The 15,103-nt window shown below is 63.7% G+C and carries 15 protein-coding genes; 6 read left to right on the top strand and 9 right to left on the bottom strand.

The annotated features are described in order from the left end of the window. Position 1 precedes the first annotated feature (1 nt). The gene (locus tag O4H53_RS06785) at positions 2 to 1,177 is read right to left on the bottom strand and encodes an MFS transporter (RefSeq protein ID WP_269362403.1); all 1,176 of its coding nucleotides are present in this window, start codon (positions 1,175 to 1,177) and stop codon (positions 2 to 4) included. A gap of 116 nt (positions 1,178 to 1,293) precedes the next feature. On the opposite strand from O4H53_RS06785, the gene O4H53_RS06780 reads away from it, so the two are divergent. Next, the gene (locus O4H53_RS06780) at positions 1,294 to 2,115 is read left to right on the top strand and encodes a LysR family transcriptional regulator (protein WP_269362402.1); all 822 of its coding nucleotides are present in this window, start codon (positions 1,294 to 1,296) and stop codon (positions 2,113 to 2,115) included. Between the two features lie 51 nt (positions 2,116 to 2,166). Here O4H53_RS06780 and tcuA read toward each other — a convergent pair whose 3' ends face one another. After that, positions 2,167 to 3,636, bottom strand: a complete 1,470-nt coding sequence (tcuA, locus tag O4H53_RS06775; protein WP_269362401.1) for an FAD-dependent tricarballylate dehydrogenase TcuA — start codon at positions 3,634 to 3,636, stop codon at positions 2,167 to 2,169. Positions 3,637 to 3,694: 58 nt separating this feature from the next. Here tcuA and O4H53_RS06770 point away from each other — a divergent pair, with 58 nt between their 5' ends. From O4H53_RS06770 to O4H53_RS06760, 3 genes are read left to right on the top strand one after another with little or no spacing between them, the layout of a single operon-like run. Then, on the top strand, positions 3,695 to 4,345 hold the full coding sequence (locus O4H53_RS06770) for a GntR family transcriptional regulator (RefSeq protein WP_269362400.1): 651 nt from the start codon (positions 3,695 to 3,697) through the stop codon (positions 4,343 to 4,345). Next, positions 4,342 to 5,373, top strand: coding sequence for an AbrB family transcriptional regulator (locus O4H53_RS06765; RefSeq protein WP_269362399.1), 1,032 nt, complete (start codon positions 4,342 to 4,344; stop codon positions 5,371 to 5,373). The genes O4H53_RS06770 and O4H53_RS06765 overlap by 4 nt, the downstream gene beginning before the upstream one ends. 19 nt (positions 5,374 to 5,392) lie before the next feature. Beyond that, positions 5,393 to 6,067, top strand: a complete 675-nt coding sequence (locus O4H53_RS06760; RefSeq protein WP_269362397.1) for a transporter substrate-binding domain-containing protein — start codon at positions 5,393 to 5,395, stop codon at positions 6,065 to 6,067. A gap of 10 nt (positions 6,068 to 6,077) precedes the next feature. Here O4H53_RS06760 and O4H53_RS06755 read toward each other — a convergent pair whose 3' ends face one another. The 5 genes from O4H53_RS06755 to O4H53_RS06735 all read right to left on the bottom strand — a co-directional run bounded on the left by O4H53_RS06755 (position 6,078) and on the right by O4H53_RS06735 (position 11,642). Next, positions 6,078 to 7,052, bottom strand: coding sequence for a D-2-hydroxyacid dehydrogenase family protein (locus O4H53_RS06755; protein ID WP_269362395.1), 975 nt, complete (start codon positions 7,050 to 7,052; stop codon positions 6,078 to 6,080). Continuing rightward, complete coding sequence (locus tag O4H53_RS06750; protein WP_269362393.1) at positions 7,049 to 7,288, bottom strand: hypothetical protein; 240 nt, start codon at positions 7,286 to 7,288, stop codon at positions 7,049 to 7,051. The genes O4H53_RS06755 and O4H53_RS06750 overlap by 4 nt, the downstream gene beginning before the upstream one ends. A gap of 51 nt (positions 7,289 to 7,339) precedes the next feature. Continuing rightward, positions 7,340 to 8,431 carry a 4-oxalomesaconate tautomerase gene (locus O4H53_RS06745; protein ID WP_269362391.1) on the bottom strand — a complete coding sequence of 364 codons (1,092 nt, stop codon included), beginning with the start codon at positions 8,429 to 8,431 and terminating at the stop codon, positions 7,340 to 7,342. A gap of 10 nt (positions 8,432 to 8,441) precedes the next feature. Further along, positions 8,442 to 10,469, bottom strand: a complete 2,028-nt coding sequence (locus O4H53_RS06740; protein WP_269362390.1) for a tripartite tricarboxylate transporter permease — start codon at positions 10,467 to 10,469, stop codon at positions 8,442 to 8,444. A gap of 66 nt (positions 10,470 to 10,535) precedes the next feature. Next, a complete protein-coding gene (locus O4H53_RS06735; RefSeq protein WP_269362388.1) occupies positions 10,536 to 11,642 on the bottom strand; it encodes a tricarboxylate transporter in 1,107 nt (368 codons plus the stop codon). A 106-nt stretch (positions 11,643 to 11,748) separates the two neighbouring features. Between O4H53_RS06735 and O4H53_RS06730 the strand changes: the two genes are divergently transcribed. Both O4H53_RS06730 and O4H53_RS06725 read left to right on the top strand, forming a co-directional pair. Then, a complete protein-coding gene (locus O4H53_RS06730; RefSeq protein ID WP_331284224.1) occupies positions 11,749 to 12,453 on the top strand; it encodes a response regulator transcription factor in 705 nt (234 codons plus the stop codon). Next, positions 12,450 to 13,850, top strand: a complete 1,401-nt coding sequence (locus O4H53_RS06725) for a sensor histidine kinase (protein ID WP_269362386.1) — start codon at positions 12,450 to 12,452, stop codon at positions 13,848 to 13,850. Before O4H53_RS06730 ends, O4H53_RS06725 begins: the two co-directional genes overlap by 4 nt. Before the next feature lie 51 nt (positions 13,851 to 13,901). Here O4H53_RS06725 and O4H53_RS06720 read toward each other — a convergent pair whose 3' ends face one another. Both O4H53_RS06720 and O4H53_RS06715 read right to left on the bottom strand, forming a co-directional pair. After that, complete coding sequence (locus tag O4H53_RS06720) at positions 13,902 to 14,678, bottom strand: class I SAM-dependent methyltransferase (protein WP_269362384.1); 777 nt, start codon at positions 14,676 to 14,678, stop codon at positions 13,902 to 13,904. Continuing rightward, the gene (locus O4H53_RS06715; protein WP_269362382.1) at positions 14,675 to 15,100 is read right to left on the bottom strand and encodes a pseudoazurin; all 426 of its coding nucleotides are present in this window, start codon (positions 15,098 to 15,100) and stop codon (positions 14,675 to 14,677) included. The genes O4H53_RS06720 and O4H53_RS06715 overlap by 4 nt, the downstream gene beginning before the upstream one ends. Positions 15,101 to 15,103: the final 3 nt, after the last annotated feature.

Here is a 15,103-nt window from a genome sequence, read left to right as displayed (position 1 = left end):
GTCAGGTCCTTTCGGGAAGGAAGGCCAGCGCCAGGGCGGCCAGGGGCAACAGGGCCGCGAGGGGCGGCAGGGAGGACAGGACGAAGCCTGTCGTGAGGGCAAGACCGCCAAGCCATGCGCCGATGGCATTGCCGAGGTTGAAGGCGGAAATGTTCAGCGTGGCGCCAAGCGTGTCGGCCCCGGCGGGGCTGCGGGCCATCATATGGTTCTGAAGCGGGGCAAGGGTGGCAAAGGCCAGCATGCCGAGCAGCAGCATCGCCGGGGCCGCAAGGACCGGCAGGGCAAGCGCGACGCGCAGGACGAAAAGCCCTGCGGCAAGCCCCGCCAGCACCACCGGCACCGAGGCGCCGGGCCAGCGGTCGGCAAACCGCCCGCCCGCGACATTGCCACCGACAATCCCCAGTCCAAAGAGCAACAGGTAAAGCGCCACATGCCGCTCCGGCACGCCGGCCACCTCGGTCAGCAGCGGGGTGATATAGGTGAAGACCATGAACACCCCGGCATATCCCAGCGCCGTCATCGTCAGCGCCCGCCGCGGTGCGGGCCGCAGGAACAGCGCCAGCTGCCGCAGCTTCAGCGGTGTGCCCGCATCGGTCTGCGGCACGAAGAGGGCGATGGCGGCAAGGGCCACGGCTCCGATCCCCGCAACCGCCCAGAAGGTGGCGCGCCAGCCAAAGATCTGCCCCAGCCAGGTGCCGAAGGGCAGGCCCAGAACGGTGGCCAGGGTCAGCCCGGTGAACACCGTGGCAATCGCCGAGGCCTTGCGATGCGGCGGCACGATGGCCTGTGCCACGACCGATCCGGTGCCGAAAAACGTGCCATGGGCGAAGCCGGTGATCACCCGTGCCGCCAGCACCAGCCCGAAACCCGGGGCGAGGGCGCAAAGCAGGTTCCCGGCGGTAAAGATCGCCATCACCAGCACCAGAACCGCCCGATGCGGCAGACGGCTGGCGGCAATCGCCAGAACCGGCCCGCCGATGGTCACGCCAAGCGCATAGCCCGTGATCAGCAGCCCGGCCGACGGCAGGCCGACGCCGAGATCGCCTGCCACCTGCGGCAGCAGGCCCATGATGATGAATTCCGTAAGCCCGATCCCGAAGGCCCCGATCCCGAGCGCGATAAGCGGCAGCAGGCGCGCGGGGGTCTCCGCCTGCTCCACCTGTGTTGAAAAGGCCATCTGGCAGTCTCCTTGTGATGAACGTCCTGGCTCAGGGGAAACTGGCAGTGCCTGCCTTGTGAATTAATACGTCGAAGCATAACAATACCTATGCCGTGAATTCACAGGTTGTGCCGATGCGAGATACCAATCGCCTGCAGGAAATGGATGTCTTCCTTGCCGTTGTCGACGAGGGCAGCTTTTCTGCCGCTGCGCTGGCGCGCCGCATGACGCCCTCTGCGGTGTCCAAGATGATGACCCGGCTGGAACAGCGGCTTGGCGTCACATTGATGCGGCGCACCACGCGCAGCATCACCATTACCGACGAGGGGACAGCCTTTGCGCGGTCCGCCCGCGGCATCCTTGCAGCCCTTGATCAGGCCGAGCGCGAGGTCGGCTGCGGCCCGGTCGCGGGCATTGTCCGCATCGCCACCAGTGCCGCCTATGCCAACCACATCCTTGCGCCGATCCTGCCTGCCTTGCTGCGCCAGTATCCGGACCTGGAGATCGAGTTGCTGATCGGGGATGGTCTGATCGACATGGGCGGTCAGCCGGTCGATCTGGGGGTAAGGGCCGGGCCGCTGCCGGATTCGACAATGCGGGCGCAATCCCTTGGCGTCAGCGAGGTGATTACCGTCAGGGCCGCCGGTGGCCCTGACGACCCCATCGGATTTGCCTATGCCCGCCGCGACCCGATCTGGCGCGAGGCGGCATCACGGCTGAGGGCAACCGACGGCAACACCCTGGCGGCGCTGGCGCTGCATGGCAACGGCACGGCCCGCGTGGGCCGGTTCCTTGTCAGGGAAGAACTTGCGACAGGCCGCCTGCAGCTTGTGCCAGACGCACCCGTCGCCCGCGAAGAATTCCATGTCGTCTACCTCGGAAAAGCGGCAGCGCTGCCCGCCCGCGTCTCAACCGTTGTCGCGCATCTTATCCGCGAAGGTCGGGTTGACAGATAGCCTGCGGGCGCGCTGTCCGGGCTTTGCGATCCGGATCGCTCCGCGCAACCCTCAGGACAGCGCAGCGCCATAGCCTGCGCGACGGCCGAAGACAGCGCCTGAGGTCAGGCCCGAACCGCCGGGGTAGCCTGCAAAGAAGACACCGCCGACAAGCTCGCCACAGGCGTAGAGCCCCGCAATCGGTGTTGCGTCTTGGCGCATTACATTGCCGTCTTCGTTCACCTTCAACCCGCCATAGGTAAAGGTGATCCCGCCCGTCACCGGATAGGCGCGGAAGGGCGGGGTGTCGATCTTCTGGGCCCAATGCGATTTGGGCAAGGTGAGGGAAGGGGTGCCCTTGCCGTCAAGCCTTGTCGGGTCGAATGGCCGGGTTTCATCGACCGCCGCATTGTAGCCTTGCAGGGTCGCCAGCGCGCCTGCACCGTCGACGCCGGTCATCTGTGCGGCCAGATCCTCCAGCGTATCGGCCTCAACGAAATGCGCGTCGTCGAAGCGGTATTCGGCATAAAGCAGATCGAACACCTTGCTGTCGAACACCTGCCAGGCGAATTGCCCCGGCTGGTCAAGGATCGCGGCACCGTATTGCGCATAGGTATAATTGCGGAAATTCGCGCCTTCGTCGACGAAACGGTTCCCCTCGGCGTTTACCATGACCCCCAGGAAATAGCAGATTTTCCGGTAGTTCTTGCGCTCGCCCGGCGGCAGGTCGAGGTTGCCGAAATCGGCCATATGCAGGTCCATCGGGGTTGCGTGCCCGCCGCTGTAAAGGCCATAGGCCTCTGCACCCGCCTCCATCGCCAGGGTCAGCCCGTCGCCGGTGTTATGCGGGGTGCCGCGCACCTTGGCCGCTTTCCAGTTCGGCCCCATGTGGCGCACGCGCAGGTCCTCACTGGCCTCGAACCCGCCCGAGGCGAGGATGACGGCATCGGCCCGTATCTCTTCCTCACCGACTTTCACGCCGGTGACACGGTCGCCCTCCCGGAGCAACCCGGTCACGGCACTGTCAAAGCGGACCTTGCCCCCCAGACGGCGCACCGCCGCCAGTTCCATGTCAAACAGGCCAACGCCCTCATTCCGGGCAGCCAGGGTCAGACCGCCCCAGAACACATGCCGCCCGTCCTTTTCAAAGCTCTGGCGGCTGTAGATCGGCTCGAAGGTGACATCATGTGTCGCCAGCCATTTCATCGTCTCGCCCGATGTGGTGACCAGGCTCTGCTGCTCGGCAGAGAGGGGACGGCCATCGTTGAAGCCCAGCAGGTCCTCGCTGAATTTTTCAACCGTGTAGCTGCCGAAATCTGTGACATCCAGACGCGGATCTTCGGGATCGCGCAGAAGCGGCATCAGATCCTCCTTGCCCTGATAGGCAAAGCGCATGGCACCGGCAGTATACTTGGTGTTGCCGCCTGCCAGCGCCTCGTCCGCCTTTTCCAGCAAAAGAACCTGCGCGCCTTTTTCCAGGGCGGCAATGGCGGCGCATAGCGCTGCGTTTCCTGTTCCGACGACGATAACTGATTTCGGCATTGAATCTCACCTCGAATGGCTGCATTGTATCCGCGTGGATACAATATGAGGCAATACCGTGCAGAAAGTTGAAACGCAAGGGCTGTCCCAGGGCGAGGCGGCCTACCAGCAGCTCCACGCCGCGATCCGGTCGGGGACCTATCAACCCGGCGACCGGCTGCGCGAAGTGGAAGTTGCCGAACGTCTGGCATTGTCGCGCACACCCGTGCGGGAAGCGCTGCGCAAGCTGGAGAGTGACGGGATCGTCGAGCACCGTGCACGGATCGGCGCCGTCATCCGCACCCTGACACACCCCGAGATCGTGGAGCTTTACGAGATGCGCGTGGTGCTGGAACGCACGGCGGCAGAGATGGCGGCCAAACACGCCAGCCCGGCAGAGATCGACACGATGGTGGATATGAACGACCGGATCCTCGCGGCGCGCGACGATGCGCGCACAGCCTCCGCGATCAATCAGGACTTCCACCGGTGTATCTGCCTTGCGGCGCGAAACCGGTTCCTGCTGGCCTCGGCTCAGGCGCTGAACAATGCCCTGATGCTGCTGGGGCCCACAACGCTGGAAGATGAAGCGCGGATCAAAACGGTCTGCCAGCAGCACGGTGACATCATCGAGGCGATCCGGAGCGGTGATGCCAAGGCCGCCGGGACAGCCGCAGCACTTCACCTGGAAACCTCGCTGCGCCACAGGCTGAAGGCACAGGGCGCATGATCCGCTTCATCACCGCACTTGGCGTGGCGGCCAGTGGCGCTGCCGCCTTTCACCTTCTGGGCCTGCCCTTGCCCTGGCTGCTGGGGCCGATCCTTGCCTGCCTGATCGCCTCGCTCGCCGGGGTGCCGATGCGCGGCAACAAGATGCTGGGCGATGGCATGCGCACCATTCTGGGCGTTGCTGTCGGGGCGACCTTCACGGTCTCTTTGCTGGTATCCATGGGGGCGATGTGGCCGACACTGGTGCTGATCCCGGTGATGGTACTTGCCATCGGGGCGGTCGGCGTGCCGTATTTTCAACGGCTCTGGGGATATGATTTTCCAACCAGCTATTACAGCGCCATGCCGGGCGGATTTCAGGACATGGTGCTGTTCGGAGAAGAAGCAGGCGCAGATGTCCGCGCCCTCTCGCTGATCCATGCGACCCGGGTCATGGTCATCGTCGTTGTCCTGCCCTTCCTGCTGAGATGGGCCTGGGATGCGGACCTCAGCAATCCGCCGGGCCAGCCTGCGGCCTCGATCCCCCTGTCGCAGCTGGCCCTGATGGTCTTTTGCGGGTTTGTCGGCTGGCAGGTCGCGAAGCGGGCGGGCATGTTCGGGGCATCTATCCTGGGGCCGCTGATCCTGGCTGCGGGCTGCGCCCTGACGGGCTTGCTGCAGCACCGCCCCCCGGCAGAGGCGGTATGGGCGGCACAGTTCTTTATCGGCATGGGGGTCGGCACCAAATACGGCGGCGTGACCATGTCCGAGATCCGGACGTCTGTCACGGCGGCACTCGGCTTTTGTGTCGTGCTGATCATTCTGACCATCATCATGGCCGAGACCATCCATCTGCTGGGCCTCGCCCCCGCGATGGAGACCATCCTCGCCTTCGCCCCCGGCGGGCAGGCCGAACTGACGGTGCTGGCCCTGATCGTTGGTGCCGATATGGCCTTTGTGGTGGCGCATCATGTGTTACGCATATTTGTTGTCATCATCGGCGCGCCGCTTTTCGCGCGGTTGTTCAAGACCACGGCGACCGACCCATGACCCAAAGGAACCTTCAAAGATGACTTCAACCCTGGACACTCTCGCGCGCGACACCCGTTTGCGGGTCGCGATCAACACAGGCAATCGGGCGCTGGTGCAACAGGACGGAGACGTCCTGAACGGGATCAGCCCGGCACTGGCGCGACGCCTCGCGACAGAGATCGGCGCGCAGATGGTGCCGGTGATCTACGACGGCGCGGGAAAGGTCTTTGACGATGCGGAGCATGACAAATGGGATGTGGGATTTCTTGCCATTGATGAGAAACGGGCCAGAAAGATTGCATTCACCCGGCCCTACAAGGTGATCGAGGCCACCTTTGCGGTGCGCGCCTCCTCGGACCTGACAGAGGTCGGCGCAGTGGACCGGGCAGGGCTGCGCGTGCTGACCTCCACCGGCTCCGCCTATGACATGCATCTGAGCAAATCGCTGCAGCATGCCACGCTGGAACGCTCCGGCACCCCGCCCGAAAGCTTTGCCGAATTCCGCGCCGGGCGCTGCGATGCGGTTGCCGGGGTCCGTGAATCGCTGGCGGGCTTTTTCGGCGATGATCGGGCGGTGCGGATCCTGCCGGGCGTGCTGACCTCGGTGCGGCAGGCGATGGTTCTGCCACGCGCGGACCACCCGCTGATCGGCGCGCTGGACGATTTTGTCGCGCGCGCGATTGCCGATGGCTTTGTGGCCGGCGCCAGCTGAACCTGCGGGGTCAGCGCCCGGTCCAGACAGCCTCATTGATCATGTGGATCGGTGCGCCATTGGCATAGGCGTTGATCTGTTCGAAGATATCCGTGAATTGCAGATTGAATTCGTCCTCGGTCACATAGCCGATATGGGGAGTCGCCAGGACGTTGGGATGGGTGAGAAGCGGGTCAGAGACATCCGTCAGCGGTTCGTGATCAAAGACGTCGACCGCCGCGTGAATCCGGCCCCTGGCAATCTCGGCCTCCAGCACACCCTTGCCGACCAGCCCCGAACGCGAGGTATTCACGAAAAGCGCCCTTGGCTGCATCGCGGCCAGATCCGCAGCGGTGATGATCCCGCGTGTCTCCGGTTTCAGGCGGACGTGAACGCTCACGATATCGGAGGTGGCAAAGAAGGCCTCGCGGGAGGGGGCGACAGTCTCTCCGTCCTGTACGGCCCGCGCACGGCCCGCTTCGGAGGCCCACCATTGCACCTTCATGCCAAGTGCCCTGGCGTAACCCGCAACGGCACCGGCAATCCGGCCATAGCCGTAAAGGCCAAGGGTGCGGCCGCGCAGGGTGCGCCCGACGCCCGACTGCCAGTTTCCGGCCCTGAGCGAGGCCGCCTGCTGCGGGATCTGGCGATAGCTGGCAAGGATCAGTGCCAGCGTGTGTTCCGCCGCCGCATAGGATGGCGTACCGCCGTGCATGTTCGAACAGAGCAGCACGTTGTGCGCGCTGCAGGCCTCCACGTCGATATGCGGATAGACACTGCGCTGCGAGATCAGCTTGAGCTTTGGCAAAAGCGCAAGCAGGTCCGCGCCGATGGGGGTGCGTTCGCGGAACAGCACCAGCGCCTCGGCCTCCTGCACGCGCGCGGCAAGGGCGGTGGGGTCGGGCTGATGATCGGTCCAGACCGTGACGTCGTGACCATCCAGCATCGAGAAACACGCCAGCCCGCGCAGCGTATCGAACCAATCGTCGAGGATATGAACCTTCATCGGCTTTCGACACCGGCATTCGGCGTTGGTGAGCGCGGTGTAGGCACGAAAACGGCATCATCCAGCGTTAGCAGGGTGCGGCGCACCTTTTCGCGCTCCGCCAGCAGGTGATTGAACTGTGCGTCACACCCGGAAATCGGTGTCGGATAGTTTGCGATCTCAGCGTTCAGGCTTTGGCGCGCCAGGGTCAGTTCCGACCGGGCAATCGCCAGACATTCTTCGTAGTCTTCCATCATTCTCGCCGCCCTCTTTTATTGTATACCATTGTATACCGAAATGGGCCGAGGTCAATGCCCCTTCCAGATCGCGCGGGGAACAAAGACCTCTCCGGCGGCCAGTTTGCGCGCCGTGCGCACCAGCCCGGCTGATTTCAGGTTGAAGCCCTGCGCGGTATTCTCGAAATCCACAACGACATCGATGGTGCCGCTTGCATGCTCCAGCGTGATCGTGGCGGGAGTCTCTTTCGGTATCGCGGCCAGGCCGTCTGCCACCGTGCCGGGCGTCAGCACGCATGAGGCGAGGCATTGCGCACCGGTCACTGCCATCGTGGGATGGCATTTCCACGGCATGAAATAGCGCGTCGCAATGGTGCCGCCCTGCGTCGCGGGGGCCAGCAGCCCGAATTTCGGCGTGACGGATCTGGAAACGTCCCCCATCCCCATGCGCTTGCCCGCCTCCAGCCGCAGGGCCTCCATTCGGGCATAGAAACCGGCGTTTTCGTCCAGCTCTGCGGCCGTCTCATAGCCGGTCAGGCCAAAGTCTGAGGCCCTGGCGATGACCAGCGGCATGGCCACGTCCATGCAGGTCACCGCGATTCCGTCTATCGTGTCGATCAGGTTGCCGGTCGGCAGGAATGCCCCCGTGACACCCCCAACGGTATCCATGAATTGCAACGCCACGGGGGCGGATGTCCCCGGCACGCCGTCAATCTGTGCGGCGCCGTCATAGCTGACCACCTTGCCAGGCGTCTGCACGATGGCGGCCACCCTTGCCCCGGTGTTGACGGCGCGGATGTTGACGGTTGTCTGGCCCTCCTGCGCCTCGACCAGCCCCATTTCGATGGCGGCAGGGCCGACACCGGACAGGATATTGCCGCAGGTGGGTTTGAAATCGACCAGCCGGTCCTCGACGCTGACCTGCGCGAAAAAGTAGTCAACCTCCGCCCATTCATCATCCGAGCGCGAAAGCATCGCCACCTTCGTTGTCACGGCGGCCCCGCCGCCCACACCGTCGATGTTCAGCGGATGCCCCGAACCCACGATCGCGATCAGCGTTTCGGCCAGGGCTTCAAGATCTTCGGGCAGGTCGGCGCGGTTCATATAGGGCCCGCGCGAGGTGCCGCCCCGCATGAAGACGAAAGGGATTGCGGTCTGCGTCATGTCAGTCTTCTCAGTTAAAGGGCCAGGGGAAGTTGGTGTATTCCTGCAAAAGTCCCGGCGGGAAATCACGGTTCAGCAACCACGCCATGCCGCACATGAAGGCGATCCCGGCGCCCGTGTAGATCACGGCGTAAACCATGCTGACACCCGCGCGGAACCTCATGAAGGCAAACAGGAACAGGCCAAGTGCCAGGATAAAGCCGAACAGCGCGGTCAGCGCCAGAAGGCCCGCAAACCACGACAGCGTCGGCCACAGCCCATGGGTCGCACTGGCGTCTTCGCCGTTCAGCTCGCGGTCGGCAAAGATCGTGTCGGTCTCGGGTTTCAGCATCATGCGGATGATCAGCGCGGCACAGCCCAGCAGACAGACTCCGGCCACGAACATCGGGAAAGTCCGGTCGCGGCTGTACTCCGGGATCGACGCCGCATCGTAGTAGGCATAGGCGATGTAGCCGGTGATGATCAGCAGGAACACGAAGGGTGCCCGCTTGGACCCGGATTGCACGTCACCCTCGGCCAGGATGTTCTTGGCCTGACGCAGCCCGAGCACGACGGAGATCACCGTGATAATCAAAAGGATGATGACGATGGGCGAGAAGATATATTCGATGCCTTCGCCAAAGCTCTTGCGGAACTGGCTTTGCGCGATCTGCACGGCCTGGTTGGCATAGGTCTCGGCCGGGCGGGCCAGCACGAAACCGATCAGGAAGGCCGGGCGCGACCAGTCAAAGCGGCGCATCATGATGCCAAGGAAACCGATGCCCAGAAGCGCCACCAGGTCCATCAGGTTCTGGCCGGACTGGAAGGCGGCAAAGCTGATGATCATGAACAGGAACGGGGCCAGCAACGCGAACCGGATCGTCGTCAGCTTGGCAATCCCGCCCGAGGCCGCGATGCAGATGACCGTACCGACCACATTGGCAAGGGCCAGCAGCCAGACGATGGAATAGGTGATATCAAGGTTGTTCTTCAGCATGGCCGGGCCGACCTCGATCTGGCCGGAGCCCAGCAGGGCAATCGCGCCGATGAAGATCGCCATGGACCCGGACCCCGGAATCCCGAACAGCAAGGTCGGGACAAGCCCGCCGCCTTCCTTGGCGTTGTTCGAGCTTTCCGGCCCGATCACGCCACGCACTTCGCCCTTGCCGAACTGCGACTTGTCCTTGGTGGTCTGCACCGCATGGCCATAGGCGATCCAGTCAACGACAGACCCGCCAAGGCCGGGGATGACACCCACGATCACGCCGATGATGGAACAGCGGACCGACAGCCAGATGTTGGCCCACCAGTCGCGGACACCCTCCAGCCAGCCGCCGCCAAGCTGCGGTTCGCGTGCAATGGCGCGGTCCTGCCGGAGAAGCGAGATGATCTCGGGAATGGCAAAGATGCCAAGGCCGACGATGACCAGTTTCAGCCCGTCCGCCAGATAGGGGAAATCATAGGACGACATGCGCAGATCGCCTGAAGAGGCACCCTCGCCAATCGTGCCGATCAGCATGCCCAGACCGGCGGCGACGATGCCCTTGATGGCGACGCGCCCTGCAAGAATGCCGACCATCGACAGGCCGAAGATGGTGATCATCAGCAGTTCAGGCGTGCGGAACTCCAGCACGATGGGCCGGGCGATCAGGATGAAGATCGTCAGGAAGCTTGCGCCGACCAGACCGCCGAACAACGATGAGGCAAAGGCGGCCGACAACGCGCGCGCGGCCTGTCCCTTCTTGGCCATGGGAAAGCCGTCCAGCACTGTTGCCTGGCTGGCAGACGATCCCGGAATGCCCATCAGAACAGAGGCGAAAGTATCCGATGTCGGCACCACGGCCACCATCCCCACCATGAGCGCAAGCCCCAATATCGGGTCCATCCCGAACATGAACGGCAGGAGCAGCGACAGCCCCGCGATGCCGCCCAGACCGGGAAACACCCCGATGCAAAGGCCCATCAGAACACCAAGTGTGAGGTAACCCAGTACGACGGGCTGCAGGATCAGCCCCCACGCACTGCCCAGCGCCGGCAGCGCCTCCATGATGACTTCCATGACAAATCCTCCCGATCCGCTTGGTCAAACGCCCCGCCTGCCGGCGGGGCGCTCGCAAAGCGGGTCTCAGTTCAGCGACACGCCGTATTTTTCCTGCAGCCAGTTCTGGATGAAGGCCTTGGCCTCGGGTGTGACCTTGGTGGCGCTGGCAAGCGCCTTTTGCGCAGGCACGCCGGTCATCTGGGGGTATTTGCCCAGACGCTTTTCCGAAATCGCGGCGAAATCGGGCCGCGCCTTGATGGCCTCGAAGGCGGCGGTATAGGTCGCAATCGCCGCATCGGAGGCGCCATTGGGCAGGAAGACCATCTTCTGCGCCGGGAATCCGGCGATGAAGAACGCTTTCCAGGCATCCCAGCTTTCGCCGGAGGTTTCGCAGCCCTCGGTGGCTTCGCAGACTTCCTTGAAGGTCGGGATGTCGGGGAAGGTTGGATCGCGCACGATGTTGCCATCGTCATCCAGCGCACCCCAGGTCATCATCGGCACGGCTGTGCCCGCCTCGACCAGCGGTGTCACGCCGGACAGGTAAGACGAGGACGTCTGATAGTCGATGTTGGCTTCGCCCCGTTCAAACATCAGGCGGCCATCGCCACGGCCCTTGATGCCCATGACGCTTTCGACATTCAGACCCAGCATTTCCCAGGCCAGTGTCGGCACGAGGTCAAGGCGCGTGGCACCCTGGTTGCCATAGATGAAATCGACTTCCTTGAGGGCGCTGGCGTCCATGCCGTCCATCTTCGCTGCCAGATCGGGCGGCAGATAGGCGACACCGCCGGTGCCCGAGGCCAGGACAACGTTCCAGTCGGCATAGTCGAACTTGACGCGCGGATCACCCAGCAGGAACGGGAATTGTGTGGAGCCGCTGGAGCCGAAGATGGTGGTGCCGTCCTCAAAGGTCTGCGACTGGAAATAATTCGCACCCTTGGTCGAACCGGCACCGGGCATGAACTTCACGACCACCGTGGGCTGACCCGGCAGCGCCTCGGACAGAAGCGGGGCATAGAAGTTGGCCCATTTGGCCGAACCGCCGGTTTCCGAGAACGGGATGATCCATTCGACGGTCTTGCCCGCCATATCCATGGTTTGGCCTTCGGCATGTGCCTTGACCGAGAATGTTGCAGCGGCAGCGGCCACGAGACCAACCGCCACGCGACGCGTGGTTTTGAAAGTGGACATATCTTCCTCCCTTGAATGTAGTCCCTGGTATTGGAGGGACCAAATTAGAATCACGAGGGGGTGTCCGCCCCCTGTTGATCTACGCTGAGTGAACTGCGAACCTTTCATGAAACTTGCATGCGGGAAAATAAGTGCCGTGCGGATTACGCTGATCGAGGACAACGCAAGCCTGGCCAAGGGCATCGGATACCGTCTGGAAGACGCGGGCCATGCCGTGGATCATCTGGCCGATGGCGCCGAAGCGGAAACCTATCTGCAGGCCGACGGGGCCGATCTGGTCATCCTCGACATCAACCTGCCGGGGGTGGACGGGCTGACGCTGCTGCGCCAGATGCGCCAGCGGGGCGATACCCGGCCGGTGATCCTGCTGACCGCAAGGGCAGAGACCGAGGACCGCGTGCTCGGGCTTGATGCCGGTGCCGATGATTATCTGATCAAACCCTTCGACATGGCGGAACTGGAGGCCCGCGTGCGCGCCCTGCTGCGCAGGCGCGCCATTCCCCAGCAACAGCGCGAAGCCGTGGGCGCCCTGCAATATGATGTCGCCGGTCGGCAGTTGTTCGACGGTGAAACCGAGATCGACCTGCCACGCCGCGAGATGTCCATGTTCGAATGCCTCTATGCCGCCAATGGCAGGCTGGTGACCAAAAGCACCCTGCTGGACCATGCCTATGGTGTCGGCACCGATGTGGCCGATACGGTGGTCGAGGTCTATGTCTCGCGCCTGCGCCGACGGCTCAGCCCCCATGGCATCCAGATCAAGACCCAGCGCGGTCTGGGCTATCAACTCCTGACCGGGCAGGCGGAATGAGGCCGCATTCGCTCCGCTCCCGGCTGATCCTGATCATCCTGACCCCTTTGCTGCTGATCGCCCTGATCACCGGGATCTGGCAGTACAGGACAACGACACTCAGGGCCGAAGGCATCTTTGACCGGGGTCTTCTGTCGGCCGCCCTCGCAATCTCGCGCGATATCGCGGTATCGGATGGTGACGCGCTGAGCCCGCCGACCCGCGCCATCCTCAGCGATACCTCGGGGGGCGAGATTTTCTATCATGTCTATGCGCCCGACGGCGTCTTTGTCACCGGCTACGCAACCCCGCCGGTGCAACCCCCGTCGGCCCCCCAGAATCAGGCCGAACCCTATTACTACGACGCCCGCTACAGGGGCGAGGAGGTACGGGTCCTGCGGTTTCAGGATGGCACGACGATCAGCGGTGTCAGCGGGGTCTTCAACATCACGGTCTGGCAGAACGCTGACGTGCGCAACAACTTCGTGCATGAAGTCGTGACGCGATCATTTGCTGTCATCGGCCTGCTCGTGGCCTCGGTCGCCCTTGTCGTCTGGTTCGGCGTCGCCCTGGGCCTGCGCCCGCTGCTGGATCTGGAAATGGCCATTGCCCGCCGGACCCCCACCGACCTGGAGCCGATCCGCCGTCCGGTGCCGATAGAGGCCCGCAAGCTTGTCGAAACGTTGAACACCCTGCTGGACCGCGTCTCTCGTCGGATCAGCTCGAAGGATGAATTCATCTCCAACGCCGCCCATCAGTTGCGAAACCCTGTCGCCGGTGTGCTCGCCCTGGCCGAGGCGGTGCAGAACGCCCCGAGCCGCGAATCCGCCATCGCGCGCAGCGCCGAACTGGTCGACGCCGCCCGTGAGGCGAGCAGCCTGACAAACCAGCTATTGTCCTTTGAGCGGGCGAGCGGCACAGATGTTGACCGCTCCGGCACCCGGATCGACCTGCGCGACCTGCTGAGCCAGATCACCGAACGCTTCAAGTCCCAGATCGCGCCGAGGCAGTTGGATCTGACCCTCGCGCTTCCCGACAGGGCGGTCGTGATCAAGGGCGACGAATTCATGCTGCAAGAGGCCTTTTTGAACCTGTTGATGAATGCCGTGGTGCACGGCGGCCCCGGCATGTCAGCCATCGCGGTCAACCTGGCCAGGGAAGGCGAGATGGCCGTGATCGAGGTGAAGGACAACGGCGTCGGCATCCCACGCGAAAAATTCGTCGAAGCGGTCAGCCGTTTCGGTCAGGCCAATGGCGGCCCGGGCAGCGGGCTGGGCCTGCCCATCGCGGCGCGGGTGATGGAAAACCACGGCGGGTCGCTCAGGCTGCTCGACATATCGGAGGGGGGGGCTGTGCTGCTCGCGCTTCCATTGGATGAAGGGGACCTGCCGCACGACAGCCGCCGCAAAAGCAACTGAGAAAGCCCGGTTGCGCCACCGCGCCCCAGGATTCTACCGGGTTGGGATAAATCAGGCGATCGGCGGTTTTTCGGCCAGCAGGATGAACCTTTCGTAAAGCCGGGTCCGCAGGTTGTTGCGCAACCCGGTGGTCTGCCGCTGCGCCCGCGCAATCGGCGCGTGAGAGAGCTGCCGGATTGGCGAGAACCCGGCCGCCTCCAGCATGGGCGCCAGCCGTTCGGCCCTCAGCCCCGCAGCAAAGGGCAGACGCCGCATGATCGCGCGATGCTGTTCGCCCACCGCCCCGTCAATATGTGGCTCGGGCGAAATCCTGTTCCACAACGCCAGGACCCGGGCGGCCACCCGCCCGGCAAGCGGCAGGTTCGCCCAGTCACCGTCATAGATCAGCAGCCGTCCGCCGGGGCGCAGAATGCAGTACCAATCGGCAAAGGCGGCGTCAGGCTCGACCAATGTCCAGACCAGATGGCGGCAAAGCACGGCGTCATAGCTGTTGTCAGGCTCCAGCGTGCGTGTGGCATCGGCATGAAGGAACCGCAAACGCGGCTTGCCTGCGTGTTTTTCGCGCGCCCGGGCCAGCATGGCTTCGGAAAAATCAAGCGCGGTGACGTCATGGCCCTGATCATGGATCAGCCTGGTGACCTCGCCCGTGCCACAGGCCAGCTCAAGCACACGCCTGGGGGCCGGTCCCAGATGTTCGCGCATCGGGGCTGCCCAGGCCGCCGCTTCCGCGCCCGGCTCGATGCGGTGCCCGAAGGACATATCAAAGGTTGCAGCGCGCCGGGACCAATGGGCGCGGATTTCCTCGGTCAGATCGTGGTTCAGGGTCATTCGGTTTCCCGGGCAAGGATGGCGGTGAAACGATCTTTGGCGCGGCGCGGAAGATCGGCTGGAAAATCGGCTTGGGGAATGTCTCCGACCTGAATCAACATGACCATTCCCATCGCGAAATGCGGCGAGCATTTGATTCCGTAGCTGCCCGGCACTGTCAATGTCACGGTGAACTCTTCGTTGATCTGGCTTTTGAACGGCACGGCACCCAGCGGCAGCATCCCGTCGATGATCGCGGCATTATGCCCCGATTGCACCGGGATGAAACGCACCGCGTCGCCGGGGGCGATTTTCAGAAATTCCGGTTCATAGATCATCGCCCCCTGATCGTTGCGTGTGTACATCTGCACCTCATGCGTTTCGGCAAGGGCCACCAAGGGGGGCAGGGCGGACAGGATCGTCAGCAGCGCAATATGCTTCATCGG

It is taken from the genome of Sulfitobacter sp. G21635-S1, assembly GCF_027213915.1.
Classification (GTDB): Bacteria; Pseudomonadota; Alphaproteobacteria; order Rhodobacterales; family Rhodobacteraceae; genus Sulfitobacter.
Note: the sequence above shows the minus strand (reverse complement) of the source record. Positions and strands in the feature narration are given on the sequence as shown.

Bases quoted from the DNA above. Each gene is read 5' to 3' on its own strand.
- O4H53_RS06785 (WP_269362403.1), bottom strand. From the start codon at position 1,177: ATGGCCTTTTCAACACAGGTGGAGCAGGCGGAGACCCCCGCGCGCCTG.
- O4H53_RS06780 (WP_269362402.1), top strand. From the start codon at position 1,294: ATGCGAGATACCAATCGCCTGCAGGAAATGGATGTCTTCCTTGCCGTT.
- tcuA (WP_269362401.1), bottom strand. From the start codon at position 3,636: ATGCCGAAATCAGTTATCGTCGTCGGAACAGGAAACGCAGCGCTATGC.
- O4H53_RS06765 (WP_269362399.1), top strand. From the start codon at position 4,342: ATGATCCGCTTCATCACCGCACTTGGCGTGGCGGCCAGTGGCGCTGCC.
- O4H53_RS06760 (WP_269362397.1), top strand. From the start codon at position 5,393: ATGACTTCAACCCTGGACACTCTCGCGCGCGACACCCGTTTGCGGGTC.
- O4H53_RS06755 (WP_269362395.1), bottom strand. From the start codon at position 7,052: ATGAAGGTTCATATCCTCGACGATTGGTTCGATACGCTGCGCGGGCTG.
- O4H53_RS06750 (WP_269362393.1), bottom strand. From the start codon at position 7,288: ATGATGGAAGACTACGAAGAATGTCTGGCGATTGCCCGGTCGGAACTG.
- O4H53_RS06745 (WP_269362391.1), bottom strand. From the start codon at position 8,431: ATGACGCAGACCGCAATCCCTTTCGTCTTCATGCGGGGCGGCACCTCG.
- O4H53_RS06740 (WP_269362390.1), bottom strand. From the start codon at position 10,469: ATGGAAGTCATCATGGAGGCGCTGCCGGCGCTGGGCAGTGCGTGGGGG.
- O4H53_RS06735 (WP_269362388.1), bottom strand. From the start codon at position 11,642: ATGTCCACTTTCAAAACCACGCGTCGCGTGGCGGTTGGTCTCGTGGCC.
- O4H53_RS06730 (WP_331284224.1), top strand. From the start codon at position 11,749: ATGAAACTTGCATGCGGGAAAATAAGTGCCGTGCGGATTACGCTGATC.
- O4H53_RS06725 (WP_269362386.1), top strand. From the start codon at position 12,450: ATGAGGCCGCATTCGCTCCGCTCCCGGCTGATCCTGATCATCCTGACC.
- O4H53_RS06720 (WP_269362384.1), bottom strand. From the start codon at position 14,678: ATGACCCTGAACCACGATCTGACCGAGGAAATCCGCGCCCATTGGTCC.
- O4H53_RS06715 (WP_269362382.1), bottom strand. From the start codon at position 15,100: ATGAAGCATATTGCGCTGCTGACGATCCTGTCCGCCCTGCCCCCCTTG.